Genomic DNA, 25541 nt, shown 5'->3' with positions numbered 1-25541 from the left:
CGATGGAGCTGTCCGCCGAATGGGTGGTGTAGCCAGCTACACCAACTACCATCCTGCCCATGAACTACCCGCCGCAGCAGCCGCCCTACGGCTATTCAGCCTACGGACCGCCGCCGGACCATCCACAGGCCACCACCATTCTCATCATCGGCATCCTCGGCCTGGTGTTCTGCCAGATCCTCGGCCCGGTGGCCTGGGTCATGGGCAAGAAGGCGCTGAACGAGATCGACGCCTCCGGCGGCACCATCGGCGGCCGGACGAATGTCATGGTCGGCTACGTCTGCGGCATCATCAGCACCTGTCTGATCGTCGTCAGCCTGCTGTTCCTCGCGCTGTTCCTGGTGCTCGGCCTGGTCGGCGTCTTCGCGGGCACCACGAGCTCGAGCTACTGAGGACCGGACCGGTCGGTCGACGGCGAGACCGCCGGAATTAGCATCGGCGGAGTGAATCACCCAGTACCGGAGGCAGCGGAGCAGGACCAAGCGGGGCCGACCGAATGGGGCGAGCATCCGCACGGCGTCGGGCCGTGGGCGGACGAGCATGCCGAGCCGCCGCCGGACGATCCGCGGCTCGACCAGGAACTGCTGGCCACGGGTGATCGGCGCAACGTCGTCGACGCCTACCGGTACTGGACTCGCGAGGCGATCGTCGCCGATATCGATCGGCGACGGCACCCGTTCCACGTCGCCATCGAGAACTTCGGGCACGACGCCAACATCGGCACCGTGGTGCGCACCGCGAACGCCTTCGCGGCCGCGGCAGTGCACATCGTCGGCCGCAAACGCTGGAATCGGCGCGGTGCCATGGTGACCGACCGCTATCAGCACATCGAGCACCATGCGAGCATCACCGAGTTGCTCGAGTTCGCGGTGCGCGAAGGGCTCACCGTGGTCGCCGTGGACAACGTGCCCGGCTCGGTCCCGCTGGAAACGGCCGAGCTGCCCCGGGACTGCCTGCTGCTGTTCGGGCAGGAAGGCCCCGGCGTCACCGAGCACGCGAAAGACGCGGCGGCCATGACGGTTTCGATCGCGCAGTTCGGCTCGACGCGCAGCATCAATGCCGGTGTCGCCGCAGGCATCGCCATGCACGCCTGGGTGCGCCAGCACGCCGATCCCGCCACCGCCTGGTAGCCCGATCTACACCCGTCCGTGCTGCGCGCGGCCTATTCTGGAGATCGGACAGTCGCCAGGTGGAGGCTGGTATGGATCACGGGCGGATTCTTCGCACGGTACTCGGGGTGACGGCCGGGTACCTGGTAGTGCTCGGTCTCTGGCTGGGTTGGCTGCTGCCACACACGCCGCCGGGCACGGTGCCCTATCAGATCGCCGCGCTGGTCGGCCTGTTCGGCTCCTGCGTCGGCATCGGGATGATGCTGGCGGCGCGGCCCTCCAAGGCGGATCGGCGGCTGTGGCGCGACGGCCTGGAAGGCTGGGCCACGGTGCAGGGCGTGCACCCGCTGGAACGAACCGACCACCACACCGAACTGACCGAACTCGACCTGGAGCTGACCGTCCCCGGCTCCGAAAGCTACCGCGGAACAATCGTTTTCGACGTCACCCCAGCAGACAAGCCCCGGCTCGCGGTCGGCGAAACGATCTCGATCCGCGTCGACCCGACCAACCGCGACCGCATCATCGTCGTGCTGTGACCACGCAACCACACCTCGCCGCGCGGGGTAGCTGACGTCGCAGGCTGTTTCCATGTGGGAGACTTGCCGCGAGCGACGCCTTAGTGGGGAGGAGGAAGCGATGACTGTCGAAATGCACTGGCCGGATCATCTGCTGACCCTGGCGGACTGGATCGCTCTGCCGGAGGACAACAGCCGTAGTTACGAGCTTGTCGAGGGGGTTCTGGTCGTGTCGCCGAGGCCGGTATCGATGCATCAACGCGCGGTTTGGCGATTCGCGGCTCAACTCGAACCACAGCTCCCTGCGACTCATGGCGTGCTCGCCGAAGCCGAGCTGGTGATCGACCCCGGTCCGCCATCGACGGTCCGAGTGCCTGACGTGCTGGCCGTAACCGCTGCCGGAATCGACGAGAATCTCGCGCGCTGGCAACCCGCCGACGTGCTATTGGCGGTGGAGATACTTTCTGTCGGTTCCAAACGCACCGACCAGGTCACCAAGTTCGCTGAGTACGCCGAGGTCGGCATCCAGTACTACTGGCTCGTCGATCTCGACGAGCCAGTAAGTCTCACGGCGTATCACCTCATCGACGGCGAGTACGAGTTGGTCGGTGAGCGGTCCGGCCGCATCGCCCTCGACCTGGCCGGAACACCGATAGAAATCGACCTGGCAGCACTCATCAGTGGACGGGCCGTGCATTAAGGGCCTGCGCCGATAGGCCCGGCACGATTGGGGTCACTGCGCGGCAGAACCATCGAGTGCTCTGACGCAATCCGCACTTCATCTCAATTGTCGACCGGAACAACAGCTTTCACGTGTGCGTGGGGGTCGGCGAGGAGGAATTGGGCGGCGGCGTAGGTGGTCAGGATGACTGCCTCGGTGAGGTGGCGTGATCGGTCGCTGCGCGCGAAGATGCGGCGTAGCACGATGAGTCCGTCGGAGGCGGTGAACAGGAGGGCGCCGAGACCGAGGCGGCTGCGTGGGTCGGTGTCGGGGATGTTGAGGCCCGCAACGGTTTTCGCGTTGGGGGCGAGATCGGGGTCGGAGGCGAGCAAGGCGGCGGTGCCGAGTGTCGCGCCGTAGGCGGTCAATGGAACGGCCACCGCGGGGGCTTTCGCCCGCAGCAGCCCGGCCGCGCCGAGCCAGGCGAGCAGCCGTGGCGCCGCGATGTCGGTGCGCGGCCTGGCGCCTTGGCGCCACCACAGCGCCGAATACCCGGCCTGCATCACCGCGAACGAGGACGCACCGGCGATCAGTCGCCGGTCGTTGTCGGGATCGATGAGCAGCACATCACCGACAGTCGCCGCGCCGAGCGCGCCGAGTAGCACGGTCCGATCAGTCGGGTCGAGCGCACTGCCCTCGGTGACCACATCGGCCGCGAGCAGCGGCATCAGCAGCGGTTTCGCGAGCCACTGAAGCTTCTCGCGACCGGTCAGCGCACCGAAGACGGTGACTGCCGCGGCCGCGAGAAATCCGGTGCGAAACGGTCTATTCGACGGCATCGACAGCAAAGCTGGCCTCGGCGGGCGCGGGCGGCAACGTGACCACCTGGCCCGCATAACTCAGGCCTGCACCGAATCCGAGCAGCAACGCTGTTTGACCGCCCTTGGCCTTTCCGGTCACCAGCATCTCTTCCATCGCGAGCGGAATAGAGGCGGCGGAGGTGTTTCCGGTGTTCTCGATGTCGTTGGCCACCGGGACGTCATCGGCGAGCCCGAGATTCTTCTTCATCAATTCATTGATGCGGGCGTTGGCCTGGTGCGGAATGAACACCTCGATGTCCTCCTTGGACACCCCGGACACCTCGAGCGCGGTGGACAGCGCCCGCGGCAAAGTCACCGCCGCCCAGCGGAACACCCGGGGGCCCTCCATCCGCAGCGACATCCGGCCGATCGGCTCGATCGCCGGGTCGGTGCCCTGCAACGCCTGCGCCTTCTCCATGTAGGTCAGGAAGTCGACATCCTGGGCGATGGCACTCGCGTTTTCGCCGTCGCTGCCCCACACCGTCGGGGAGATGCCGTTCTCCTCGCTCGGCCCGACCACCACCGCGCCCGCGCCGTCACCGAAGATCATCGCGGTGCCCCGGTCGGTCGGGTCGAGGCCGACCGTCATCGTTTCCGCGCCGATCAGCAGCACGTATTCGGTCGACCCTGCCCGGATCAGGTCCGCGGCCACGCCGAGGCCGTAGCCGAAACCACCGCAGCCGGAGGTCAGGTCGAAGGCGGCGATCCCGTTCAGTCCGAGGTCGTTTGCGACTTTGGGTGCACCGTGCGGGGTCAGCATGAGCCAGCTGGAGGTGGCCAGGATCAGGGTGCCGATCTTGGACCGGTCGATGCCGCTGTTGACGATCGCGCGCTCGCCGGCGGCTGCGGCGATCGACTGCAGCGTCTCGTCGCCGCTGATCCACCTGCGGTTGCGAACACCGGTCCGGTCGTAGATCCACTCCGGGGTGGAATCGAGGACCTTGCACACCTCTTCATTACTGACCACTCGCTCGGGGCGGTAGGCACCGATACCGAGCATCGCAACATTGTCGCGATTCTTATTGACTGCAATGCTCACCACTGGTGCTCACACAACCCTTCGCCTTCGAAGAACTTGACCAATGCCCAGGTTATCCCAGGGCCAAATCCTTCAAGCCGAGGATCGACCGGTACTCGAGTCCCTCGGCGGCGATCACCTGATCGGCGCCGGTCTCCCGGTCGACCACGGTGGCGACGCCGACCACGGTCGCGCCCGCGTCCCGCAGCGCGCGCACCGCGGTGAGCGGGGAGTTTCCGGTGGTCGTCGTGTCCTCGACGACCAGCACCCGCTTGCCGACGATGTCCGGGCCTTCGATCTGGCGCTGCATGCCGTGTGCCTTCGCCGCTTTGCGCACCACGAAGGCGTCGATCGGCCTGCCCGGCGCGTGCATGACCGCGAACGCGACCGGGTCGGCGCCCATGGTCAGCCCGCCGACGGCGTCGAAGTCCCAGTCCGCGACCAGGTCGCGCAGCAGCTTGCCGATGAGCGGTCCGGCGCTGTGGTGCAGAGTCGCGCGGCGCAGGTCGACGTAGTAGTCGGCCTCCTTGCCCGACGACAGGGTCACCCTGCCGTGGACCACCGCGAGCTCGCGCACCAGCGCGGCCAATCTGTCTCGGTCGGAGCCGGCCGCGGTGCCCAGTGCCGACTCATTGGTGGTTGCCTCGTCGATCATTCCTAAGTCCTTCCGCGCGTGTTGAACAGGCCGCGATTCAGTCGGGCCGCCAGGGTTCGCGGGATCATTCCGGCGACGGTAGTAAGCGCTTTGTACTGCACACCGGGCACACTGAGCACCCGGCCCTTCTCCAGATCACTCAGGGAACCGGCAACTACCTGGTCGACACTCAGCCACAATGCTTTCGGCAGCGACGAGGTATCGATACCGGCTCGCTCATGGAATTCGGTGTGGACGAATCCCGGGCACAGGGCCTGGACCCGGACACCTGTTCCGGCCAGTCCACCTGCCAACCCTTCCGTGAAGGATACGACGTAGGCCTTGGCCGCCGAGTACGTCGATCCCCGCCCAGGAATCACCCCGGCAACACTGGCGAGGTTGACGACCGATCCCTTGGCCGCGGCGATCATAGACGGCAACGCGGCCCGGGTGAACTGCACCACGGCGGTGATGTTGACATCGACTTCTTCTTGCAGCTGCGCAGGCGACAGTGTCCAGAACTCGCCCGCATGTCTGAATCCCGCGTTGTTGACCAGGAATTCGACGCCGTCGGTCAGTCTGGCCGCCACCCGCTCACGGTCCTGCGCCGACCTCAGGTCGGTGACGAGCAACTCGGAGCGGGTGCCGAAGCGACGCTCGAGTACCTCGGCGAGGGTGCCGAGCCGTTCCGCGTCCCTGGCGACGAGCACCAGGTCGTAGCCGAGTGAGGCGAGTCGCATCGCGTAGCCGTGGCCGATGCCGGAGGTGGGTCCGGTGATCAACGCCACCGGGCGGGTGGCGCCGGGCAGCCGAGAAGAAGGGTGATCATTCATCTGCGCTCGATCGGTCGGAATGCTGCGACGGTCCCGGCGCAGCCGGTCACTGCGGCACAGGTCCCTGATACGGACGGAAGCCTGGATGGAACGGACCACCGGGCGGGTCGGCCGCGTTGTCGTCCTCGCGCGGCGCCTGGCCGCGGTCGGGTTCGTCGGGCCAGTCCGCATCGGGTCGGTCGTCGCGCGGCGCGTACGGCTCGCGCTGCTCCCGAATCCGTTGCTCGCGCGCGGGCGACCAGTCGTCGTCCGGTGCCCACTCTTCGCGCGGCTCGGGCGACCAGGTGTCCTCGGGCCTGTGGTCCTCGCGCGCCCTTGCCCGCGCGTCCGGGACGACGGCGAGCGAGGGACGACGCGGCGGTTCGGGTTCGTCGGGCGCCGATTGCGGTGCGCGGTCGTCGAATTCGTCGTCGTAGCGCTGTCCGGCGAACGGGTCGTACTCGTCGTCCTCGCCCAGCCGCGGCGCCTGCACCCTGGCCGCGCCGACGGGCTCATCCAGGTCGTCGTCGGACTCGTCGGCCCGCTGCCGACCGCGCGGGCGCGGCCTGCCGGGATCGTGTCCGCCGTTGTCGAAGCGCGGCTCGCTCACCGGCGGCAGCACGTGCAGCAGGCCGGACAGGCGGAGCACCGCGTCGATCGAGGTCTCCCAGTCCCGCGAGGCGGTGCCGACAGACAGCATGCCCAGCGTCCAGTTGCCCTCGCTCCAGAGCATCTGCACGGTGTCGGGCAGCGTCTCGATGAACGCGACCATGCGCTGATCCACTGCGTGCCTGGCGATTTCCGGGTTGGTCGCGAACACCACCCGGTCGCCGATGGCGCCGAGCAGTTCGAGATCGGCGTCCTTCGGCGGCGATGCGGTCTTGAGCCGCATGTCGACATCGATGTCCGAGCCGATCTGGCGGCGCACCGCGATCAGCGTCGCGGAGTCCTCCAGATCGAACAGCACGAACTTCTCGCCCTTGCGAATTCCGGAGACCACATCGACCGCGGACAGATAGCCGAGCTTGGCGAGCGCACCGCGCCGCCAGGTCGAGGGGAGCGCAGGCTCCACCGATACATACGTATAGCCCTGGGATTTCGCCCAGACCTGCCGCGCGTGACCGGTGCGCTGTCGCTGAATCCGATCGAAATACAGCAGTACGATCGCACCCACGAGTGCGATCGCCGCCAGGCCGAACCACATTGCCGTCATCGCCGTCTAGCTTAATGGGAGCGGCGGGACGGAGCCCGACATTGACCCCGCGCCGGGCCGCGCACCGCCCGGGCAACGCAGGGCGGGGCCCGCACGATGTTCGCGGATCGAGTCGTTCATCGCGGGCCACTCGGCAGCGACGTGCTGATGATGACCTTGGCCTGCACCGAGCCATCGGGTGCCTTGTCGCCCTGGACCAGCACGATGTCGCCTGCGGGCAGATCGGAAACCTTGGTGCCGGACACCGAGATCACCTGGGTGTTCGCGTCGGTGTGCACGGTGACCGTCGCACCGAGCAGCGTGTTGATGGTGAGCGTTCCGCCGTTGTTGGCGGTGATGGTGCCCATGGTCGCACCGAGACTGTCGATGTCGCCGAGGCCGGGGATGCTCGGCGTGCCGCTCGGGCGGGGCTGGCCGGTGCGCGGGGTGCCGGGGGTCGGTTGGCGCGCGGTCGGGAATGCCGAGGTGCTCGCGGCCGTGGTCGACGACGAATCATTGCCGCTGAGCAGGACTCCCGCAATCACACCAACCACCGCGACCAGTGCGACGCTGGCTAGGCCGAGCGCGATCCACAACCCGGTGTTGCGCCGCGGCCGCTCCGGCGGCGCGTCCTGTGGCATGCCGGGTGGGACCGGACCGCCCGGCGCAGCCCCTTGCCACTCATTGCCGTAGGCGCCCTCGTACGCACCCCATTGATGGTCAGCGGGCGGAAACTCGCGGGTCGCGTTCAACGGCGGTGACCACGGCTCGAACTGCTCGGTCGCCGGATACGCCGAGGGCGCGCCCGACCCGTACGCCTCGGAATACTCCGTGGTGTGCGGCGGCTGCTCGAACCCGGACTTGCCCGCCAGGTACTCGGTCGGCGCATCCTCCGGCCGCTGTCCCCACGGATCGTTCGGGTTGGTCATGGACTCCAGGTTAGGCGGCCCGGGCGCTGCGGTCAGGTAGACGACGCTCTGCGCCGGATACCGCGCGCGCCATGGTCCACCTCGGTGCTCTGTCGCATAAACGCCGCACGGGGCCGCGCCCGGACGCCGCCGACGCGGTGTCGGCAGCCGACGCAGCGCAGCGCGCCGACGCATCGTTCCCGCGAAGGGATCGAACGCCGACGCGCCGCGTCTGGCCCGACTTACTTGCCGACGATGAGCCCGTCACCGTCCGGCACGGTGCTCACCTTGACCGTGTCGCCGTCGGTAATCTCGCCTGCCAGTATCTCTTTGGCCAGCGTGTCACCGATCGCCTGCTGGATCAGCCTGCGCAGCGGGCGCGCACCGTAGACCGGGTCGTACCCGCGCACCGCAAGCCAGAACCGCGCCGAATCGCTGACGTCCAGCTTCAGCCTGCGTTGCGACAGCCGCTTCTGCAGCTGGTCGAGCTGGATGTCGACGATGCTTTCCAGCTGCTCCTCGTCGAGCGGGTGGAACATCACCACGTCGTCGAGGCGGTTGAGGAACTCCGGCTTGAAGGCCGAACGCACCGCGTTCATCACGAACTCGCGCTCGCCACCGGCACCCAGATTCGAGGTCAGGATGAGGATGGTGTTGCGGAAGTCCACCGTGCGGCCCTGGCCGTCGGTGAGCCGTCCCTCGTCGAGCACGGCGAGCAGGATGTCGAACACATCCGGGTGCGCCTTCTCGATCTCGTCGAACAGCACCACCGTGTACGGCCTGCGCCGCACCGCCTCGGTGAGCTGGCCGCCCTGGTCGTAGCCGATGTAGCCGGGCGGGGCACCGACCAGGCGAGCCACCGCGTGCTTCTCGCTGTACTCGCTCATGTCGATCCGGACCATGGCGCGTTCGTCGTCGAACAGGAAGTCCGCCAACGCTTTTGCCAGCTCCGTCTTACCGACACCGGTCGGGCCGACGAACAGGAACGAGCCGGTCGGCCGGTTCGGGTCCGCGACGCCGGCCCGCGCCCGGCGCACCGCGTCGGACACCGCCTGCACCGCCTCGGTCTGGCCGACCACGCGCTTGCCGAGCTCGTCTTCCATCCGCAGCAGCTTCTGGGTTTCGCCCTCGAGCAGCCTGCCGACCGGGATGCCGGTCCACGAACCGACCACCTCGGCGATGTCGTCGGGTCCGACCTCCTCCTTCAGCATCACGTCGCCGTCACCGGCGACCTTCGACACCTGCTCGGCCTCGCTGAGCTGCTTCTCCAAATCGGGGATGTCCTTGTACCGCAGCTTGGAGACCGTCTCCAGGTCGCCGTCCCGGTCGGCCCTTTCCTCCTCGCCGCGCAGAGATTCCAGTTCCTTCTTGAGGACCTGGACCTGGTCGATCGCCTTCTTCTCGTTCTGCCAGCGGGTGGTCAGCTGGTTGAGTTTCTCTCTGGCGTCGGCCAATTCGGCGCGCAGCTTCTCCAGCCGCTGCTTGGAGGCGTCGTCGGTCTCCTTGCTCAGCGCGAGCTCTTCGATCTCCAGGCGGCGCACCGCGCGCTCGATCTGATCGATTTCCACTGGGCGGGAGTCGATTTCCATCTTCAACCGCGATGCCGACTCGTCGACCAGGTCGATCGCCTTGTCCGGCAGGAACCGAGAGGTGATGTAGCGGTCGCTGAGGGTCGCCGCGGCGACCAGCGCGGAGTCGGTGATGCGCACGCCGTGGTGGTTCTCGTAGCGCTCCTTGAGGCCACGCAGGATGCCGATGGTGTCCTCCACCGACGGCTCACCGACGAACACCTGCTGGAACCGGCGTTCCAGGGCGGCGTCCTTCTCGATGTGTTTGCGGTATTCCTCCAGCGTGGTCGCGCCGACCAGGCGCAGCTCACCGCGGGCGAGCATGGGCTTGATCATGTTGCCCGCGTCCATCGCGGATTCGCCGGTGGCACCGGCGCCGACGATGGTGTGCAGCTCATCGATGAACGTGATGATCTGTCCCGCACTGTTTTTGATGTCTTCCAGCACGGCCTTGAGCCGCTCTTCGAACTCACCGCGATACTTCGCGCCCGCGACCATCGCGCCGAGGTCGAGCGAGACAACGGACTTGCCGCGCAACGATTCCGGGACGTCGCCTGCGACGATGCGCTGGGCGAGACCCTCGACGATCGCGGTCTTGCCGACGCCGGGCTCGCCGATGAGCACCGGGTTGTTCTTGGTGCGGCGGCTCAAAACCTGGACGACGCGCCGGATTTCGGTGTCCCGGCCGATCACCGGGTCGAGCGTGCCCGCACGGGCGAGTTCGGTGAGGTTGGTGGAGTACTTCTCCAACGCCTGGTAGCTGGCCTCGGGATCGGGGCTGGTCACCCGCGCACTGCCGCGCACGGTGGTGAACGCCTCGCGCAATGCCTCAGCGGTCGCGCCGTACTTCAGCAGCAGCTGCGACACATCGGAATCGCCGCTGGCCAGGCCGACGAGCACATGCTCGGTCGAGATGTATTCGTCACCCAACTCGGCGGCAAGGCGCTGTGCGGTGTTGAGGGCGGCCAGCACCTCGCGGCCGAATTGCGGTGCGGTGGTGGCGCCGGTCGCGCGCGGCAGCCGCTCGACGATGTCGTTGGCCTCGCCTCGCACGGATACCGGGTCGACGCCGACGGCCTTGAGCAGCGGGGCGGCGATGCCGTCGGTTTGATCCAGCAACGCCACCAGCAAATGCGCAGGACGAACCTCAGGGTTGCCCGCGGCGGAGGCCGCCTGCTGGGCGGCGGCCAGGGCCGCCTGGGTCTTGGTGGTGGGATTGAACGAGTCCACGAATCACCTTCCTACTTGTCGATGTCGACGGCGCCGGAGCCTGGTTCCGCGCGAAGTCCCGCGCGGTTCCGTGCCGTTCTCTACGTCCAACGTCCGAAAGGTTGAGTCTGTTCCACTCAAGTCTAGATAACAGTATCGCGTAGCGATTCGATGGGGGGTGGTGGCCGGGTGACGGGTGGGCTCGCTGTCCCCGTGAACGCTACCGCCGCGACACCCTGCCAATGCGATGAATCACGGCGTCCATGAGGTATGGATGCATACGATGGCCCATGCCGTTAGTTGATGCATCACTCTTCAGCCCGATTCAAGGAGCGAATGGATGCGCGCGATTGTCGTTCGGAAGTTCGGAGCCACCCCCGAGTTGATCGACATGCCGGTCCCCGAGGTAGGCCCAGGCACCGTCCGGGTGCAACTCGAAGCGGCAGGGGTCAATCCGTTCGACGCGAAGCTGGCCGACGGCATCCTGGACGGCAAACTGCCGCACGACTTTCCGATGATCCTCGGGGTGGACGGCGCGGGCACCATCGCCTCGGTCGGGCCTGGCGTCAACCGGTTCGCCGTCGGCGATCGGGTGGTCGGGAAGTTCCTCGGCTCGCCCGTCGGCCACGGCAGCTTCGCCGAATTCGCGGTGATCCCGGAGGACGGCACGCTGGTGCACATCCCCGAAGGCGTGCCGACCGTGACGGCCGCGGCGCTACCCATCGCGGGCATCACCGCACAGGACCTCGTCGACGCCACCGGGATCGAGCCGGGGCAGACCGTGCTCATCGTCGGCGCCACCGGCGGCGTCGGCTCGTTCCTCGTCCAACTCGCGAATATCGCGGGCGCACAGGTCATCGCGACCGCCCGCGGCTCGGTCGCCGATCAGATGACCAGGCTCGGCGCGGCCGAGACCGTCGACTACACCTCGGGCCCGATTCGCGAGCAGGTCGCTGCCGCGCATCCCGACGGCATCGACGTCCTCTTCGACCTGGTCAGTCCGCCGGAGGTGCTCGCGGAGCTGACCGGCCTCGTCCGCGACGGCGGCACCGTCTACTCCACCATCTGGGCCGCGGACGAAGCGGCGCTGCAGGCGCGGGGCCTGCGCGGCGGCAACATCGAATCCAAGGGCGGCGCATCGGAGTTGGCCCGCCTCCTCGACCGGGTCGCCGAGGGTGATGTGGTGGTTCCGATCGACGCCACCGTCCCCCTCGCCGACGGGCCGGCAGTCATCGGCGCCCCCGGCGCCCGCGGCAAAACCGTCCTCGCCATCTGAGCCGAACCCGGGCCGCGAGCCCGCTCCGACATCGCCAGGTGACCTCGGCGGCATGGCCGCAACACCTGGTGTTTGCCCACCGATTACCGTTTGGCCCGGTCTTCAGGGACATACCCACACGACCACGGGATTTTCGGGGATACTGGTCGGCGGAGGACCGCCGGTTACGGGTACGTCCCCGGGCAGAACTGAGGGAAAGGAAGCTCCACGTCGTGGATGCGCGTTCGGCTGCGCTGGTCCGCGCCAACTTCCGGTCGGTGATCGAGGCACCGAACGGACCCGAGCGGTTGGTCAGTGCGTTCTACGGTCATTTGTTCGCCGAGAACCCACAACTGCGCGAACTCTTTCCGCCTGCGATGGACATGCAGGCGAAACGGATCGCCACGGCGATCCAGTATGTGCTCGATCATCTCGAGGACTGGGGACGGGCGCAGAAGTTCCTCGAGCAACTGGCTCGCGACCACCGCAAGTACGGGGTCGACGCGGCGCACTACGACGCCGCAGGCCGGGCGCTGCTCGCTGCCTTCCGCGCCTACAACGGCGCGGCCTGGCATCGCGGCCTGGAGGAAGGCTGGCGCGACATCACCATCCTGATCTCCGCGTCCATGGCGATCGGCGCGAATTCCGATAAGTCCCAGCCGTACTGGGAGGCGACCGTGGTCGGCCACCGCAGGGTGCTGGAAGACCTGGCCATCGTTCGGCTGCAATCGGAGAGCCCGATCCCCTATCAGGCCGGGCAGTACGTGCCGCTCACGGTGCCGCAGCGGCCCAAGATGTGGCGCTACTTCTCGCCGGCGATCCCCGCGAACCCGTACGGCGAGATCGAGTTCCACATCCGCAAGATCCGCGGCGGCTGGGTGAGCCCCGCCATCGTCAACGAGACCAGGGTCGGTGACCGCTGGCAGATCGCGGGACCGCTCGGCGGTCTGCACGTCGACCGGGACAGCGGGCGCGACGTCCTGATGATCGGCGCAGGCACCGGCATCGCGCCGCTGCGCGCCCAGCTGATCGAGATGGGGCAGCGCGGCATCAACCCGCGCGTGCACTTCTTCATCGGCGGCCGCTACCCCTGCGATCTCTACGACGTGGAGAACATGTGGCAGCTCTCGCAGAGCAACCCGTGGCTCACCATCGTCCCGGTCTGCGAACAGAAGACCAATCCGTGGTGGTATCCGCATCCGCCGCAGGAAGAGCCGTACGGCATGCATCGCCGGTTGATCGGTAACCTGGGCGCGGTGGTCGCGAGCTTCGGCGCCTGGGCGGACCGACAGATCCAGATCGCCGGGTCGGCGAAGATGATCGCGGACACCCGCCGTGCGTTGATCGCGGTCGGTACTCCGGAGCACATCATCAGCTCCGACCCTGTGTGACGAAGGAGGCCCACGATGGGGGACCCGAGTGCACTCGGCAATGGTGCACAACACCAGCCCGAGTGGACCGCGACGGTAGTCGGACACCACCGAATCCGTCATGACCTTGCGGTGATCCGCCTGATCGGCGAGTTCGTCCCGTTTCTCGCCGGGCAGTCCGTCGAGGTGACGGTGCCGCAGCAGGCGAGCATGCGGCGCAGGCTGTCCCCGGCGCTGCCGCCGTCGCTGGACGGCAAGCTGGAATTCCATGTGCGCACGGTGCCAGGCGGGTGGTGCAGCGGGTCCATCGTCGCCGACACCAGGCCCGGCGACGAGTGGACGATCCGCGCGCCGCAAGGCACCTTCGCGATCGACCCGGCGGGCGACGACGTGGTGATGGTCGCGGGCGGCACCGGCCTTGCCCCGCTGCGGGCGCAGATCCTCGACCTGACGCGCGTGCCGGATCCGCCGCACACCTATCTCTTCTTCGGCGGCAAGACCCCGCGCGATCTGTACGCCGAGGACATGCTCTACCTGCTGTCCGGGGAACTGCCGTGGCTGACGGTGATTCCGGTCGTCGAGAGTCCGGACGATCCCGGCTGGATCGATGAGTGGTACGAGCGCAGCCGCGTGGACATCACCTTCCCGCCGGACGAGGTGCTGTTCGGCACCCTCGCCGATGTGATGGCGTCGCACGGCGCGTTCGACAGCCATCAGGTGCTGGTGTGCGGCTCCCCCGCCATGGTCCGCGCGACCGTCGATCGGTTGCTCGCCAACGGAACTCCACCGGAGCGCATCCAATTCGAAGGTATGTGAGCTGATCCGCTGACCGGAAATCCGGCCGCGATGCAGGGCGCGGCCGGATTCCGGGTGTCCGGGATAACGGGAGGGGTCGACATCCCGGACCGTCGGTCAGAACAGCGGGTCGTGGCGGATGTTCTTGGTGAGCGTCCCCGCGGCCATCAGGCGGAACTTGGTGGTCTGCACCATCGATGGCGAGCCGACGATCTGGACGTCCCGGTCGGCCCAGGCGCCGAAGCTGGCGACCACCTTGCCGATCTGCCCGGTCAGCCGCGGCTCCAGGCCGCGCCAGACCTGCTCGGGTTCGCCGGAATCGGTGTACCACCAAGGGTTTTCGTCGTGCTCGGTGACCGGTGTCACGGTCAACCAGCGGTGCGCAACGGCCAGGGTGGACAGCGTTTCCAGGTCGTACAGATCGCACGGGTGATGCCCGCCGACGAACAGGTGCACCTTCGGGTTGGTCCGTCGCTGCGCCATCGCCATCAGCTGAGCGCGCAGCGGCGCTATGCCGGTGCCGCAGCCGACCATCAACATCTTGCGCTTGGCGTTGCGCGGGATGCCGAGGCCGCCGAGCGGCGCACCGAGCAGCCACTGATCGCCGACGACGGTGTGGCCGACGATGGCGGAGCTGACCCAGCCGCCGAGCACGCTACGGATGTGAAACTCGATCTCCCCGTTGGCATTTGCGGGCACGGCGGGCGACAGGTAGCGCCACATCCGCGGCCGGGACGGTATCTGCACGCTCAGGTACTGGCCTGCGGCGTACTGCATCGGCTGATCGAGTTGCAACCGCACCACGGTCAGATTGCGTAGCACCGCACGGCGTTCCACCACGGTCCCGGTCCACACCGCCGGCGTCGTTTCCTTCTCCGCGGCGCCGATCATGGTCTCCCCGATGATCTTCAGGCCGTCGTCCCAGGCTCGGTCGACCTCGTCGGTCCACATCTCGGTGCCCGCGTAGTTCCGCATCGCGGCCTTCAGCGAGACCGCGACCGCCGTGTAATGCGCAGGCTGCACACCGTATTTGCGATGGTCACGCCCGAGTTGCGCAAGGAACGGTAGAAGCTTGTTCGGCTCCTCGAGCCGGTCCAATGCGTAGGAGATGGCTTTGACCAGGCGATCTCGCTGTGCGTCCATGGCTGCTGGAAAAAAATCGCGGACTTGGGGGTAGTCGGTGAATAGGATCGAGTAGAACGATCTCGCTAATTTCTCCGGCCCCCCTTCCTCCGCAGCAACCGCCTTGAACGTGGTTCTGATCAAAGCGACAGTCCGCGAATCCATTTGTGTCACAACCCCATTTCGCACTCGAACACAAACCGTGCCGGCGAGTGAGGTGCTGCGGGACACTCGTCAGCAGCCGTTGCCGAGAAGTGTAGGCGAGGTTAGCCAGGAGTGGAATCCTCCGTTTAAACAACAAGCCTGTAATTCCCTCAAAACGAGGGCACTCAGCGCGAAACGCCGACGAAACAGACTGAAAGACGGTAAAAATCGACGAAATCAGTCGCAAGAACACTGATTTTGCAAGACTCGTTCTGAAATTCTCACGCTACCAAGGGCTCTGGAGCGACCACAGGGCAACATCCCATGATCGCAAGCGGACTCCGCCGGACAATCGACAGCGATCGAGCAGCAGGGGCGCGCAACAAAATATGACAAGTCAGCGGTCCGGAAAAGCAGCCGCGATAAGTGTTGTCACACACTAAGTACCGGCATACCGTCAGCAAACGTGCCGAACGGTCTGCTGGAGACGACTTCGGGCCCCCGATCTCGGATCATGATCAACAATGCCGAGGCCAGGGGCCCGAGGAATAGCCAGCTGTATTCAATTGTGTTGCGCGAGTGCCGATCGATCACATATTCCGGCGATTGCGCGGTTGCCAGACCACCAGCGCGGTGCTGCGCTGCGGCGGGGAAAGATCGGGCCGATAGCCCGCCCGCATCCGGTCCAGCTCGGCCGCCAGCTCGGCCACCCGCTGCTGCAGTTCCTCGACCTGATTGGTGAGTTCGATGATGCGCTTGATGCCCGCCAGGTTGACGCCCTCGTCCTGAGACAGCCGCTGCACCTCGCGCAGCAGCTCGACGTCCCTGGTCGAGTAGCGTCGCCCGCCGCCCGAAGTGCGTTGTGGCGTAACCAGTCCCAGTCGGTCATAGGTGCGCAGTGTCTGCGCGTGCATGCCCGCGAGTTGGGCCGCCACCGAGATCATGAAGAACTCGGCACGCGACTGCTTCGGATCATTGGACATCAAGCACCTGCCCATCCTGCCCGTGGATCGAATCCGCTGGCCTTCTCCGCCTCCGCGTAGCGTCGCAGCGCGTCGGCGGCATTGTCATCCAACTTCTGTGGCACCGCGACCTTGACGGTGACCAGCAGGTCACCGGCGCCGCCGCCGCGCTTGGGCACGCCGCGACCGCGCACCCGCAGGATGCGGCCGTCCGCGGTGCCAGGCGGCACCTTGACGCCGACGCGCCCCTCCAGGGTAGGCACGGAAACCGTTGTCCCGAGCACTAATTCGCTGTAACTGACCGGCAGCACCAGGGTCAGGTCGTCGCCGTTGCGGCCGAAAACCTTGTCCTGGCTGACGTGCACGCTGACGAACAGGTCGCCCGACGGCGCGCCACGCAGGCCCGCCTCACCCTGACCGGCCAGCCGAATCCGCTGTCCGTCGCTGACTCCCGGCGGAATCCGCACGGTGATGGTGCGCGTGCGGTTCTGGATGCCGCTGCCGTGGCAGTCGACGCACGGGTCGTCGATGATCGAGCCGGTGCCCCGGCAGTCATCGCACGGCTCGCTGAAGCCGAACGCGCCCTGGTTGCGGCTGATGATGCCGGTGCCGTTGCAGTTCGGGCAGACCCGAGGGCTGGTGCCCGGCTTCGCGCCGCTGCCGTGACACGTGGTGCACGGCGACGGACTGGTCATCCGCAGCGGAACGGTGACGCCCTGCGCGGCCTCCCGGAAACCGAGGGTCGTCTCGGTCTCCACATCGGCCCCGCGCCGCGGGCGGCTCGCGGTGCGCGTGCCGCCCCGGTTGAACAGCCCACCGAGCAGGTCACCGAGGCCACCGTCGCCGGCATTGGCGCCGCCGAAGATGTCACCGATGTTGAAGTCCTGCGAAAAGCCGCCGCCGGCACCGGGCGTGAAGCCGCCACGCGGATATCCGCCACCCGCGAACAGCTTTCGGGTGTCGTCGTATTCCTTGCGCTTGGCCGGATCCGACAGCACCGCGTGCGCTTCGCTGACGGTCTTGAACCGCTCCTCGGCCTTGGCATCGCCGGGGTTGGCGTCCGGATGCAAGTCGCGAGCGAGCTTGCGGTACGCCTTCTTGATCTCGTCTTGCGAGGCGCTGGAGGAGACACCCAGCTCCTTGTAGAAGTCCTTTTCGATCCACTCCCGCTGACTCACCGGATATCTCCTCCTCTCGCAGTATTAGTGTTTGTTCGCGCCGGCATCAGCATCCGATGCCTCTGGCTGGTCCGCACCCGCCTGCTCGGCCGGCTTCCGCTCGTCGCCGACCAGGTCGGCCACGCCATCGGTTACCCCGACGAGCGCGTGCCGAAGCACCCGATCGCCGAACCGATAGCCCTTGCGCATGACGATGCCGATCACCGGGTCGTGCCCGGAGCCCTCGTGCTGCACGGCCTCGTGCAGCGTCGGGTCGAAAGGCTCACCCGCGGAACCGAATTCCTCCAGTCCCTGCTTCTGCAGCGCGGCGGCCAGCTTGTCGGCCACCGACTTCAGCGGGCCCGCATCCAGGTCGCCGTGTGCCCGTGCCCGATCGAGATCGTCGAGCACGCCGAGCAATTCGGTGACAACGGCGGCCTTGGCGGTGTCGATCGCGGTCTTGCGGTCGCGTTCGACCCGACGCCGGTAGTTCGCGTACTCCGCGGTCAGTCGCTGCAGGTCGGCGGTGCGCTCGGCCAGCTCGACGCTTGCGGTGTCGGCTGGCGCCGCCGCGGCGGCTTCGGCACCGTTCCCGGCATCAGGCCCCGCGGCGGCGTCGGCCGCCGCGGGCTCCCTGATCTCGCCGGTCTCCGGATCGATCTTGCGATTGTCCACGAAGGTGATCGGCTCTTGTTCGGAGTTGCTCACTTCTTCTCCGTGTCGACCGGCTCGTCCACAACCTCGGCGTCGACGACCTGGTCGTCGGCGTCGGACGCGGCGGATCCGTTGCTCGACGCGGCGGCATCGTTGGCCGACGACTCGTAGATCGCCTGACCGAGGGCCTGCGACTCGGTCGCCAGCTTCTCGACGGCCGCCTTGACCGCGGCGATGTCGGTGCCCTTGAGCGCCTCGTTCGCCTCGGCGATGGCCGCCTCCACCTTGGACTTGATGTCCGCGGGGACCTTGTCCTCGTTCTCCTTGATGAACTTCTCGGTCTGGTGCACCAGCGACTCGGCCTGGTTGCGGGTCTCGGCCTCCTCGCGGCGGGCCTTGTCCTCGGCGGCGTGCGCCTCGGCGTCCTTCACCATCCGGTCGATCTCCTCCTTGGACAGGCCGGAGCCGTCCTGGATCTTGATCGTGTTCTCCTTGCCGGTGCCCTTGTCCTTCGCGGTCACGTGCACGATGCCGTTGGCATCGATGTCGAAGGTGACCTCGATCTGCGGCACGCCACGCGGGGCAGGCGGGATGCCGGTCAGCTCGAACGAACCGAGCAGCTTGTTGTGCGAGGCGATTTCGCGCTCACCCTGGAAGACCTGGATCTGCACGGACGGCTGGTTGTCGTCGGCCGTGGTGAAGGTCTCCGACCGCTTGGTCGGGATGGTGGTGTTGCGCTCGATGAGCTTGGTCATCACGCCGCCCTTGGTCTCGATGCCCAGCGACAGCGGGGTGACATCGAGCAGCAGGACGTCCTTGACCTCACCCTTGAGCACGCCGGCCTGCAGCGCGGCGCCGACGGCGACGACCTCGTCCGGGTTCACGCCCTTGTTCGGCTCGCGGCCACCGGTCAGTTCCTTGACCAGGTCGGAGACGGCGGGCATGCGGGTGGAGCCACCGACGAGCACGACGTGGTCGATGTCGGCCACGTTGATGCCCGCGTCCTTGATCACGGACTGGAACGGCGCGCGGGTGCGGTCGAGCAGGTCCGAGGTGATCTTCTGGAACTCGGCGCGGGTCAGCTGCTCGTCGAGGAACAGCGGGTTCTTGTCGGCGTCGACGGTGATGTAGGGCAGGTTGATCGAGGTGCTCTGCGAGGAGCTCAGCTCGATCTTGGCCTTCTCCGCAGCCTCACGCAGGCGCTGCATGGCCATCTTGTCCTTGGTCAGGTCGATACCAGCGCTGGCCTTGAACTTGTCGACCAGCCAGGAGACGACGCGCTCGTCCCAGTCGTCACCACCGAGGTGGTTGTCACCGGAGGTCGCGCGGACCTCGACGACGCCCTCGCCGATTTCCAGCAGCGAGACGTCGAAGGTGCCGCCACCGAGGTCGAAGACCAGGATGGTCTGTTCCTTGTCGCCCTTGTCCAGGCCGTACGCCAGCGCCGCCGCGGTGGGCTCGTTGACGATGCGCAGCACGTTCAGGCCCGCGATCTGACCGGCTTCCTTCGTGGCCTGCCGCTGGGCATCCTCGAAGTACGCGGGCACGGTGATGACCGCGTCGGTGATCTCCTCACCGAGGTAGGCCTCGGCGTCGCGCTTCAGCTTCATCAGCGTGCGCGCGCTGATCTCCTGCGGGGTGTACTTCTTGCCGTCGATCTCGACGTTCCAGTCGGTGCCGATGTGGCGCTTGACCGAGCGGATGGTGCGGTCGACGTTGGTGACGGCCTGGTTCTTGGCCGGCTGACCGACCAGCACTTCGCCGTTCTTCGCGAATGCGACGATCGACGGGGTAGTGCGCGATCCTTCCGAGTTGGCGACGACGACCGGCTCTCCGCCTTCGAGTACGGCGACGACCGAGTTCGTGGTCCCGAGGTCGATTCCGACCGCACGAGCCATTGTTGTTCCTCCTAATTTGACGTACCTACATGTGTCGATGCTGGGCGAATGCCGCCCGGCTGCCCAGGATGCGTCTTCCATCCTGTGCCGCGAGACCTCGCCCCAAGCACCTCACGGAGCACGGTCCCAGCAACGCTGAGCGTGGTCGGCTCAATCCTGCCCCCAGATACCTCCGGGCGTCAACTCAAACTTGAGTGATCCACGCTCAATCTTGTCTTCCAGCTCAACGGACGTGCGGCGCGAATGATTCCCGAACGCCGAAAGAATCTCGGCGATCGCGCTCCGCGCGGCGCATGGACCGGTTTCGGATGGATCCGGCAGGAGCAAGCGACTGTCGAGCACACCGCGTTCCGGGCCGTGCTGCGGTGTGGCCGATCACCGATACCGGTGCTGCTTCCATGATGCAATGGCACGCGCGGGCGCGAGCCCGATCGAGAGGAGTTGCAGTGTCGGCGAAGACGCGGTCGTGGTGGGGTTGGGGCAATGTCGAGGACGCCGTCGACGGCGCGGAGCGGGCGGCACTGACGACCAGGGTCGCGGCGATCCTGCCCGGAGCCGATCTGACCGCCCACGAGCCGCCCTCGATCGGCTCGCTGGCGTTGCCGGAACCTCGGATCGCCGCGCCGGACGCGCTTGCCGCAGTGGTGTCCACCGATCCCGCCGATCGGGCGGCGCACGCTCACGGGCAGGCCTTCCGTGATGTGGTGCGCAACCTCCTCGGAGACGTGCAGACTCCACCGGACCTCGTCGTCCGGCCGCGCACCGAAGCCGATGTCGTCGATGTGCTCGATTGGGCGAGCCGCGCGAACATCGCCGTGATCCCGTTCGGTGGTGGCACTTCCGTGGTCGGCGGGATAGAGCCGCGTCTCGACGGCGACTTCGCCGGTGCGGTGAGCCTCGATCTCGGTGCGCTCGATCAGGTACTCGAGGTCGATCGCACCAGTCGGGCGGCGCGGATCCAAGCGGGTGTGTTCGGGCCAGCGCTGGAAGACCAACTGCGGGAATCCGGGCTGACCCTGCGGCATTTTCCGCAGTCGTTCGAGTTCTCCACGCTCGGTGGGTGGCTGGCCACGCGGGCCGGTGGGCACTTCGCGACGCTCTATACCCACATCGATGATCTGGTCGAGTCGATGCGGGTGGTTACCCCCGCAGGTGTCAGTGCATCGCGCAGGCTGCCCGGCTCGGGTGCCGGGCCATCGCCGGACCGGATGTTCCTCGGTTCCGAAGGCACGCTCGGCGTGATCACCGAAGCCTGGATGCGGCTGCAGGATCGGCCGCGCTGGCGCGCAACGGCTTCCGTGCACTTCGACGACTACGACCGTGCGGTGACCGCGACCCGCACGATCGCCCAGTCCGGGCTGTATCCGACCAACTGCCGTCTGCTCGACCCGGCCGAGGCGTTTCTCAACGCGGGGGCCGCGACCTCGGGTGGCGTGCTGGTGCTCGGGTTCGAGTCCGCGGACCATCCGACGCGGGTCTGGCTGGAGCGGGCCGTCGAGATCGCCGTCGAATACGGTGGCAAGCTGCCGGAACCCGTGCGCTACACCGATTCCGAGACCAGCGTGCACACCGGCGGCACCGCCGACACGTGGCGCTCGTCGTTCCTGCGCATGCCGTACCAGCGCGATGCTCTTGCCGCGCAATCGATGATCACCGAGACGTTCGAAACCGCCTGCACCTGGGACACATTCGATGCGCTCAAGTCCGCGGTGACCACCGCGGCCAACGACGCGATCCGTGCGGTGGGCGCGCAGGGCGTCGTCACCTGCCGCTTCACCCATGTCTATCCGGACGGTCCTGCGCCTTACTTCGGCATCTACGCCGCGGGACGCTGGGGCAGCACCGTCGCGCAGTGGGACGAGATCAAATCCGCTGTCTCCGAAGCGCTCTCGGCCAATGGCGGCACGATCACCCATCATCACGCGGTCGGCAGGGACCATCGGCCCTGGTACGACCGCCAACGTCCGGAGCCCTTCGCACTGGCGCTGCGCGCGAGCAAATCCGCACTCGACCCCGCAGGAATCCTGAACCCGGGAGTACTCCTGTGACAGACGCGACGGCTTAAATGGACATTCTGATCATCGGCCGCAGCCGCAACACCGTCGACACCGCCACCGCGCAGATCCGGGCGCACGGGTTCACCGCCGAAGGCGTCATCGCCGACCAGGACGCGCTCGCGGCGCTCGATACCGGGGAGTTCGGCACCCTGCTGATCGGCGGTGGGGTGGAACGGGTTTCGCGTGAACTGTTGAAGCAGCGGGCAGCACGGAACGGCGTCGCGGTGATCGAGGCCAGGCGCCATGGGCGCGACATCGACACCTATCTTCAGGAAGTCGTCTACCCGGCGTTGCGCGAGCGACCATGACGAGGCGGGCCGGAGCCACCGCTCCGGCCCGCCCCGCTCGGATCACACTCGCGCGAGCTGCTCCACCCTCGGCTCGGACACGGGAATCACGGTGCGGCGCAGGCCCGCCGCCGCGACAGCGGCCGCCAGGACCGCGGCAACGACCGGCACGATCAAAGCGACGCGCAGACCGTCGATCCCCAGCTTGCCCGCGTCGACCGCGGCGACGTTCACGGCCGTCACGACCGAGATGCCGAGGGCCGCGCCGAATTGGATTGCCGTGTAGAGCAACCCGCCCGCCAGACCGTGCTCTGCCTCGGCGACGCCGTCGGTCGCCGCGATGGTCAGCGGGCCGTAGACGAGGGCGAATGCCACGGCGAGCAGCAGCATCGTCGGCAGGATCGCGATGTAGGCCCGGTCGAGCCCGGACGGCAGGAACAGCACGTAGGCGAGCGCAGCGAAGATCGCACCGCCGAGAATCACCCGCACATTGCCGAACTTGCGCACCAGCCACGGCGTCACCAACGGCGCGAGGATGGCGTCCAAACCCATCACCGCCATGGCGAGACCGGTTGCCACCGTGCTCCAACCGCGCAGTTCCTGGAAGTACAGCGTGACAAGGAACTGGAAGCCCATGAACGAGCCGATGAACAGCACCGCAACCAGATTGGTGCGCACCAGTGCCGCCGAGCGCAGGATGCCGAGCCGGACCAGCGGTGCCGCGGCGCGCCGTTCGTTCAGCACGAACAAGGCCAGCAGCGCGAGACCACCGGCGAAGGTCGCCGCGGTCAGCGCCGGACCGTTGCCAGGATGTTCCAGCCGCACGACACCGTAGACGAGCAGCAGCATCGCGCCGGTCACCCCGAGCGCGCCGAGCACGTCGAAGCCGCCCCGAACACGTTCCGGCACACCGGAATCCCGGACCAGCGCGATCGCGGCCGCCAGCAGCACCGCGGAGACCAGCACCGGAACGAAGAACACCCAGCGCCAGCCGAGCGCGGTCAGCAAGCCGCCGACCACCATGCCGAGCGAGAAGCCGCCCGCCCCGATACCCGCGTAGAACATCAGCGCCCGGTCGCGCACCCTGCCCTCGGCGAAGTTGGTGGTGATCAACGAAAGTCCCGCCGGCGCAAGGAATGCGGCAGCGACGCCGGTGACGAAACGGGCGGTCAACAGCATCCACCCATTGGTGGCGAAGCCGCCGAGTCCGGAGAACAGCAGGAACACCGTCATCCAGAACAGGAACATCCGCCTGCGACCGAGCAGGTCGGCGGCGCGACCGCCGAGCAGCACGAAACCGCCGTAGCCGAGCACGTAGGCCGACACCACGCCGCTGAGCATCCCGGTGGACAAGCCGAACTCGGCGCGGATCGAGGGCAGCGCCACATTGAGCATCGCGACGTCGATGCCCTCCAGGAATATCGCGCCGCACAACACCGCGAGCACCGCCCAGGCGCGGCCGGACATCTCCGTGAAGACCTCGGCGGCGGCTCTGGATTTCACCATTACGACTCCCCAAACAGATAGGTTCCCCATAGTGGGGTCGGTTACTACTTGATACCGAGGGAAAGTTTCCGGCAGAATCAACGGCTATGGAAGACGGCACTTTGGAGTCACCCGGGTACTGCGGGGATACCGACTCCGACTACGACATTCGTCAGTGGGACGCCCGCGCAGACTGCGAGGTGCGCCAGATCCTCGATCGCATCGCCGACAAATGGTCGCTGCTGGCGATCGCGCTGCTCGATCAATGCAGCATGCGGTTCACCGAGCTGAAGCGCGAGATCGACGGCGTGAGCCAGCGGATGCTCACCCGCACGCTGCGCCAGCTCGAACGCGACGGACTGGTCGAGCGGACCGTATATCCGACGGTGCCGCCGCGGGTGGACTACGCGCTGACCCCACTCGGCGCCAGCCTGCACACCACCATCAAGGCCCTGGTCACCTGGACCGAGAATCATCAGAACGAAATCGCTTCCGCGCGTTTTGCCTACGATCGGCGCACGGCCGAGGAAGCGGCGTTGGCCGCCGCGAACGCCTGACTCCGCACCCGGGTTTCGGGTCTCCCGCTCGGCACGCGCAGTAGGGTTGGCCCGGAGCGGCGGGCAGGCGTAGGCGCCCGCCGCGTGCCGCCGAGTCGAGGAGTTCGCCATGCGGGCAGCCGTCGTCACCAACACGAAATTCGAGGTCGCCGACCTGCCGACGCCGGTGCCCGGCCGCGGGCAGGTGCTGATCAACGTAACCCGGTGCGGCATCTGCGGTTCCGACCTGCATGCCCGCCTGCACGCGGACCAGCTCGCCGACCTCGCCACCGCCGCCGGATACGACGGATTCATGCGGTCGGACCAGAGCGTGGTGCTCGGACACGAATTCAGCGGCGAAGTAGTCGATTACGGACCCGGCTGCCGCAGGCGCTGGAAGCCGGGCACCCCGGTGGTAGCGCTGCCGATCCTGCGGAACGGCAAGAAGTCGGAGATGACCGGCCTGTCCACCGCGGCGCCCGGCGCATACGCCGAGCAGGTCGTTGTTCAGGAATCAATGACCATGCCGGTCCCCAACGGGCTGTCCGCCGAGCACGCCGCGCTCACCGAACCCATGGCGGTGGCCTGGCACGCGATCCGCCGCGGCCGGGTCGGCAAGGGGCAGACCGCCTTCGTGATCGGTTGCGGCCCCATCGGTTTGGCCGTGATCAGCATGCTGAAGGCCGCGGGCGTGCGCACCGTCATCGCCAGTGACTTCTCCCCACGCCGCCGCGAACTCGCCACCGCGTGCGGCGCCGACGTCGTCGTCGATCCCGCCACTGATTCGCCGTGGACCGCAAACCCGAAACCCGGCCGGATCACCACAGTCACCGACATTCTCGACCTCGGCTTCGAGACCATGGACCGGCTTCGCCGCGTCCCGAACCTGCCGTGGTGGTACGTCTTCCGTCTCGCGCACACGCTGAACGCGGGCCCCGCAGGCCCGGCCATCTTCGAATGCGTCGGCGTGCCAGGCATTCTCGATCAGATCCTGACCGCGGCGCCCCCACGCTCCCAGGTGATCGTCGTCGGCGTCTGCATGGAACCCGACCGCATCCACCCCGCCACCGCCATCAACAAGGAAATCGACCTCCGCTTCGTCCTCGGCTACGACCCAGGCGAATTCCGCGACACCCTCCACATGCTCGCCAACGGCAAGGTCGACCCCGCCCCCTTGATCACCGCCACCGTGGGCCTGGACGGCATCGACAACGCCTTCACCACCCTCGCCACCCCCACCCACCACGCCAAAATCCTCATAGACCCCACCAGCCCCACCACAACCCCCTAACCCACCCCACCACCCGATCGCATAGCGGTCGCCGTCGGC

General features: G+C 67.3%; 24 protein-coding genes. 11 read left to right on the top strand and 13 right to left on the bottom strand.

The annotated features are described in order from the left end of the window. The first annotated feature begins 59 nt into the window (after positions 1-59). The 4 genes from NA11_RS30600 (at position 60) to NA11_RS30585 (ending at position 2327) form a co-directional block, all read left to right on the top strand. Entirely contained in the window at positions 60-392 is a 333-nt protein-coding gene (locus NA11_RS30600) for a DUF4190 domain-containing protein (protein WP_069165509.1), read from the top strand. Positions 393-443: 51 nt separating this feature from the next. After that, a complete protein-coding gene (locus NA11_RS30595; protein WP_069165508.1) occupies positions 444-1130 on the top strand; it encodes a TrmH family RNA methyltransferase in 687 nt (228 codons plus the stop codon). Between the two features lie 71 nt (positions 1131-1201). After that, entirely contained in the window at positions 1202-1648 is a 447-nt protein-coding gene (locus NA11_RS30590; protein ID WP_069165507.1) for a hypothetical protein, read from the top strand. Positions 1649-1748: 100 nt separating this feature from the next. After that, on the top strand, positions 1749-2327 hold the full coding sequence (locus tag NA11_RS30585) for a Uma2 family endonuclease (RefSeq protein ID WP_069165506.1): 579 nt from the start codon (positions 1749-1751) through the stop codon (positions 2325-2327). An 83-nt stretch (positions 2328-2410) separates the two neighbouring features. Here NA11_RS30585 and NA11_RS30580 read toward each other — a convergent pair whose 3' ends face one another. The 7 genes from NA11_RS30580 to clpB form a co-directional block, all read right to left on the bottom strand. Further along, positions 2411-3127 (bottom strand): lysoplasmalogenase, encoded by a 717-nt coding sequence (locus NA11_RS30580; RefSeq protein ID WP_069165505.1) that lies wholly within the window; start codon positions 3125-3127, stop codon positions 2411-2413. Next, a complete protein-coding gene (locus tag NA11_RS30575) occupies positions 3114-4190 on the bottom strand; it encodes a beta-ketoacyl-ACP synthase 3 (RefSeq protein ID WP_069165504.1) in 1077 nt (358 codons plus the stop codon). The genes NA11_RS30580 and NA11_RS30575 overlap by 14 nt, the downstream gene beginning before the upstream one ends. A 49-nt stretch (positions 4191-4239) precedes the next feature. After that, the gene (gene pyrE / locus NA11_RS30570) at positions 4240-4821 is read right to left on the bottom strand and encodes an orotate phosphoribosyltransferase (protein WP_069165503.1); all 582 of its coding nucleotides are present in this window, start codon (positions 4819-4821) and stop codon (positions 4240-4242) included. A gap of 2 nt (positions 4822-4823) precedes the next feature. Beyond that, a complete protein-coding gene (locus tag NA11_RS30565) occupies positions 4824-5633 on the bottom strand; it encodes an SDR family NAD(P)-dependent oxidoreductase (RefSeq protein ID WP_069165502.1) in 810 nt (269 codons plus the stop codon). Between the two features lie 46 nt (positions 5634-5679). Beyond that, a complete protein-coding gene (locus NA11_RS30560) occupies positions 5680-6825 on the bottom strand; it encodes a TtfA family protein (protein WP_245746268.1) in 1146 nt (381 codons plus the stop codon). A gap of 116 nt (positions 6826-6941) precedes the next feature. Continuing rightward, a complete protein-coding gene (locus NA11_RS30555) occupies positions 6942-7733 on the bottom strand; it encodes a DUF5666 domain-containing protein (protein WP_069165500.1) in 792 nt (263 codons plus the stop codon). Positions 7734-7954: 221 nt separating this feature from the next. Continuing rightward, positions 7955-10510, bottom strand: coding sequence for an ATP-dependent chaperone ClpB (clpB, locus tag NA11_RS30550; RefSeq protein WP_069165499.1), 2556 nt, complete (start codon positions 10508-10510; stop codon positions 7955-7957). A gap of 319 nt (positions 10511-10829) precedes the next feature. Between clpB and NA11_RS30545 the strand changes: the two genes are divergently transcribed. From NA11_RS30545 to NA11_RS30535, 3 genes are all read left to right on the top strand, one after another. Next, positions 10830-11765, top strand: a complete 936-nt coding sequence (locus NA11_RS30545) for an NADP-dependent oxidoreductase (protein ID WP_069165498.1) — start codon at positions 10830-10832, stop codon at positions 11763-11765. A 212-nt stretch (positions 11766-11977) separates the two neighbouring features. Continuing rightward, a complete protein-coding gene (locus NA11_RS30540) occupies positions 11978-13135 on the top strand; it encodes an FAD-binding oxidoreductase (protein WP_069165497.1) in 1158 nt (385 codons plus the stop codon). Positions 13136-13150: 15 nt separating this feature from the next. After that, complete coding sequence (locus NA11_RS30535) at positions 13151-13930, top strand: FAD-binding oxidoreductase (RefSeq protein ID WP_069165496.1); 780 nt, start codon at positions 13151-13153, stop codon at positions 13928-13930. 96 nt (positions 13931-14026) lie between these two features. Here NA11_RS30535 and NA11_RS30530 read toward each other — a convergent pair whose 3' ends face one another. The 5 genes from NA11_RS30530 to dnaK all read right to left on the bottom strand — a co-directional run bounded on the left by NA11_RS30530 (position 14027) and on the right by dnaK (position 19846). Continuing rightward, positions 14027-15196 carry a globin domain-containing protein gene (locus NA11_RS30530; RefSeq protein WP_069165495.1) on the bottom strand — a complete coding sequence of 390 codons (1170 nt, stop codon included), beginning with the start codon at positions 15194-15196 and terminating at the stop codon, positions 14027-14029. A gap of 569 nt (positions 15197-15765) precedes the next feature. Continuing rightward, positions 15766-16158, bottom strand: a complete 393-nt coding sequence (locus NA11_RS30525) for a heat shock protein transcriptional repressor HspR (RefSeq protein ID WP_069165494.1) — start codon at positions 16156-16158, stop codon at positions 15766-15768. Continuing rightward, positions 16158-17315, bottom strand: coding sequence for a molecular chaperone DnaJ (gene dnaJ / locus NA11_RS30520; RefSeq protein WP_069165493.1), 1158 nt, complete (start codon positions 17313-17315; stop codon positions 16158-16160). The genes NA11_RS30525 and dnaJ overlap by 1 nt, the downstream gene beginning before the upstream one ends. A 24-nt stretch (positions 17316-17339) precedes the next feature. Next, positions 17340-18002 (bottom strand): nucleotide exchange factor GrpE, encoded by a 663-nt coding sequence (gene grpE / locus NA11_RS30515; RefSeq protein WP_069165492.1) that lies wholly within the window; start codon positions 18000-18002, stop codon positions 17340-17342. Further along, positions 17999-19846, bottom strand: a complete 1848-nt coding sequence (gene dnaK, locus NA11_RS30510; protein ID WP_069165491.1) for a molecular chaperone DnaK — start codon at positions 19844-19846, stop codon at positions 17999-18001. Before dnaK ends, grpE begins: the two co-directional genes overlap by 4 nt. A gap of 446 nt (positions 19847-20292) precedes the next feature. Between dnaK and NA11_RS30505 the strand changes: the two genes are divergently transcribed. Then, positions 20293-21894: an FAD-binding oxidoreductase gene (locus NA11_RS30505; RefSeq protein WP_069165490.1), complete on the top strand. Its 1602-nt coding sequence runs from the start codon at positions 20293-20295 to the stop codon at positions 21892-21894. Positions 21895-21911: 17 nt separating this feature from the next. Next, a complete protein-coding gene (locus NA11_RS30500) occupies positions 21912-22211 on the top strand; it encodes a hypothetical protein (protein ID WP_069165489.1) in 300 nt (99 codons plus the stop codon). Positions 22212-22253: 42 nt separating this feature from the next. Here the strand turns inward: NA11_RS30500 and NA11_RS30495 are convergent, their stop codons facing one another. Then, positions 22254-23696 carry an MFS transporter gene (locus tag NA11_RS30495; protein ID WP_245746266.1) on the bottom strand — a complete coding sequence of 481 codons (1443 nt, stop codon included), beginning with the start codon at positions 23694-23696 and terminating at the stop codon, positions 22254-22256. 86 nt (positions 23697-23782) lie between these two features. Here NA11_RS30495 and NA11_RS30490 point away from each other — a divergent pair, with 86 nt between their 5' ends. Together NA11_RS30490 and NA11_RS30485 are read left to right on the top strand one after the other, a co-directional pair. Further along, the gene (locus NA11_RS30490; RefSeq protein WP_069165488.1) at positions 23783-24232 is read left to right on the top strand and encodes a winged helix-turn-helix transcriptional regulator; all 450 of its coding nucleotides are present in this window, start codon (positions 23783-23785) and stop codon (positions 24230-24232) included. Positions 24233-24341: 109 nt separating this feature from the next. Further along, complete coding sequence (locus NA11_RS30485; RefSeq protein ID WP_069165487.1) at positions 24342-25502, top strand: zinc-binding dehydrogenase; 1161 nt, start codon at positions 24342-24344, stop codon at positions 25500-25502. Positions 25503-25541 lie beyond the last annotated feature (39 nt).

Origin of the sequence: Nocardia altamirensis NBRC 108246 (genome assembly GCF_001612685.1) — a bacterium.
GTDB lineage: Bacteria > Actinomycetota > Actinomycetes > Mycobacteriales > Mycobacteriaceae > Nocardia > Nocardia altamirensis.
This window is presented reverse-complemented; position numbering and strand designations above follow the sequence as displayed.

Coding starts and splice junctions, on each gene's coding strand:
- NA11_RS30490 (WP_069165488.1), top strand. CDS start 23,783: ATGGAAGACGGCACTTTGGAGTCACCCGGGTACTGCGGGGATACCGAC.
- pyrE (WP_069165503.1), bottom strand. CDS start 4,821: ATGATCGACGAGGCAACCACCAATGAGTCGGCACTGGGCACCGCGGCC.
- NA11_RS30545 (WP_069165498.1), top strand. CDS start 10,830: ATGCGCGCGATTGTCGTTCGGAAGTTCGGAGCCACCCCCGAGTTGATC.
- NA11_RS30495 (WP_245746266.1), bottom strand. CDS start 23,696: ATGGTGAAATCCAGAGCCGCCGCCGAGGTCTTCACGGAGATGTCCGGC.
- NA11_RS30500 (WP_069165489.1), top strand. CDS start 21,912: ATGGACATTCTGATCATCGGCCGCAGCCGCAACACCGTCGACACCGCC.
- NA11_RS30580 (WP_069165505.1), bottom strand. CDS start 3,127: ATGCCGTCGAATAGACCGTTTCGCACCGGATTTCTCGCGGCCGCGGCA.
- dnaK (WP_069165491.1), bottom strand. CDS start 19,846: ATGGCTCGTGCGGTCGGAATCGACCTCGGGACCACGAACTCGGTCGTC.
- NA11_RS30525 (WP_069165494.1), bottom strand. CDS start 16,158: ATGTCCAATGATCCGAAGCAGTCGCGTGCCGAGTTCTTCATGATCTCG.
- NA11_RS30485 (WP_069165487.1), top strand. CDS start 24,342: ATGCGGGCAGCCGTCGTCACCAACACGAAATTCGAGGTCGCCGACCTG.
- NA11_RS30530 (WP_069165495.1), bottom strand. CDS start 15,196: ATGGATTCGCGGACTGTCGCTTTGATCAGAACCACGTTCAAGGCGGTT.
- NA11_RS30555 (WP_069165500.1), bottom strand. CDS start 7,733: ATGACCAACCCGAACGATCCGTGGGGACAGCGGCCGGAGGATGCGCCG.
- NA11_RS30560 (WP_245746268.1), bottom strand. CDS start 6,825: ATGACGGCAATGTGGTTCGGCCTGGCGGCGATCGCACTCGTGGGTGCG.
- NA11_RS30565 (WP_069165502.1), bottom strand. CDS start 5,633: ATGAATGATCACCCTTCTTCTCGGCTGCCCGGCGCCACCCGCCCGGTG.
- NA11_RS30600 (WP_069165509.1), top strand. CDS start 60: ATGAACTACCCGCCGCAGCAGCCGCCCTACGGCTATTCAGCCTACGGA.
- NA11_RS30535 (WP_069165496.1), top strand. CDS start 13,151: ATGGGGGACCCGAGTGCACTCGGCAATGGTGCACAACACCAGCCCGAG.
- NA11_RS30590 (WP_069165507.1), top strand. CDS start 1,202: ATGGATCACGGGCGGATTCTTCGCACGGTACTCGGGGTGACGGCCGGG.
- NA11_RS30585 (WP_069165506.1), top strand. CDS start 1,749: ATGACTGTCGAAATGCACTGGCCGGATCATCTGCTGACCCTGGCGGAC.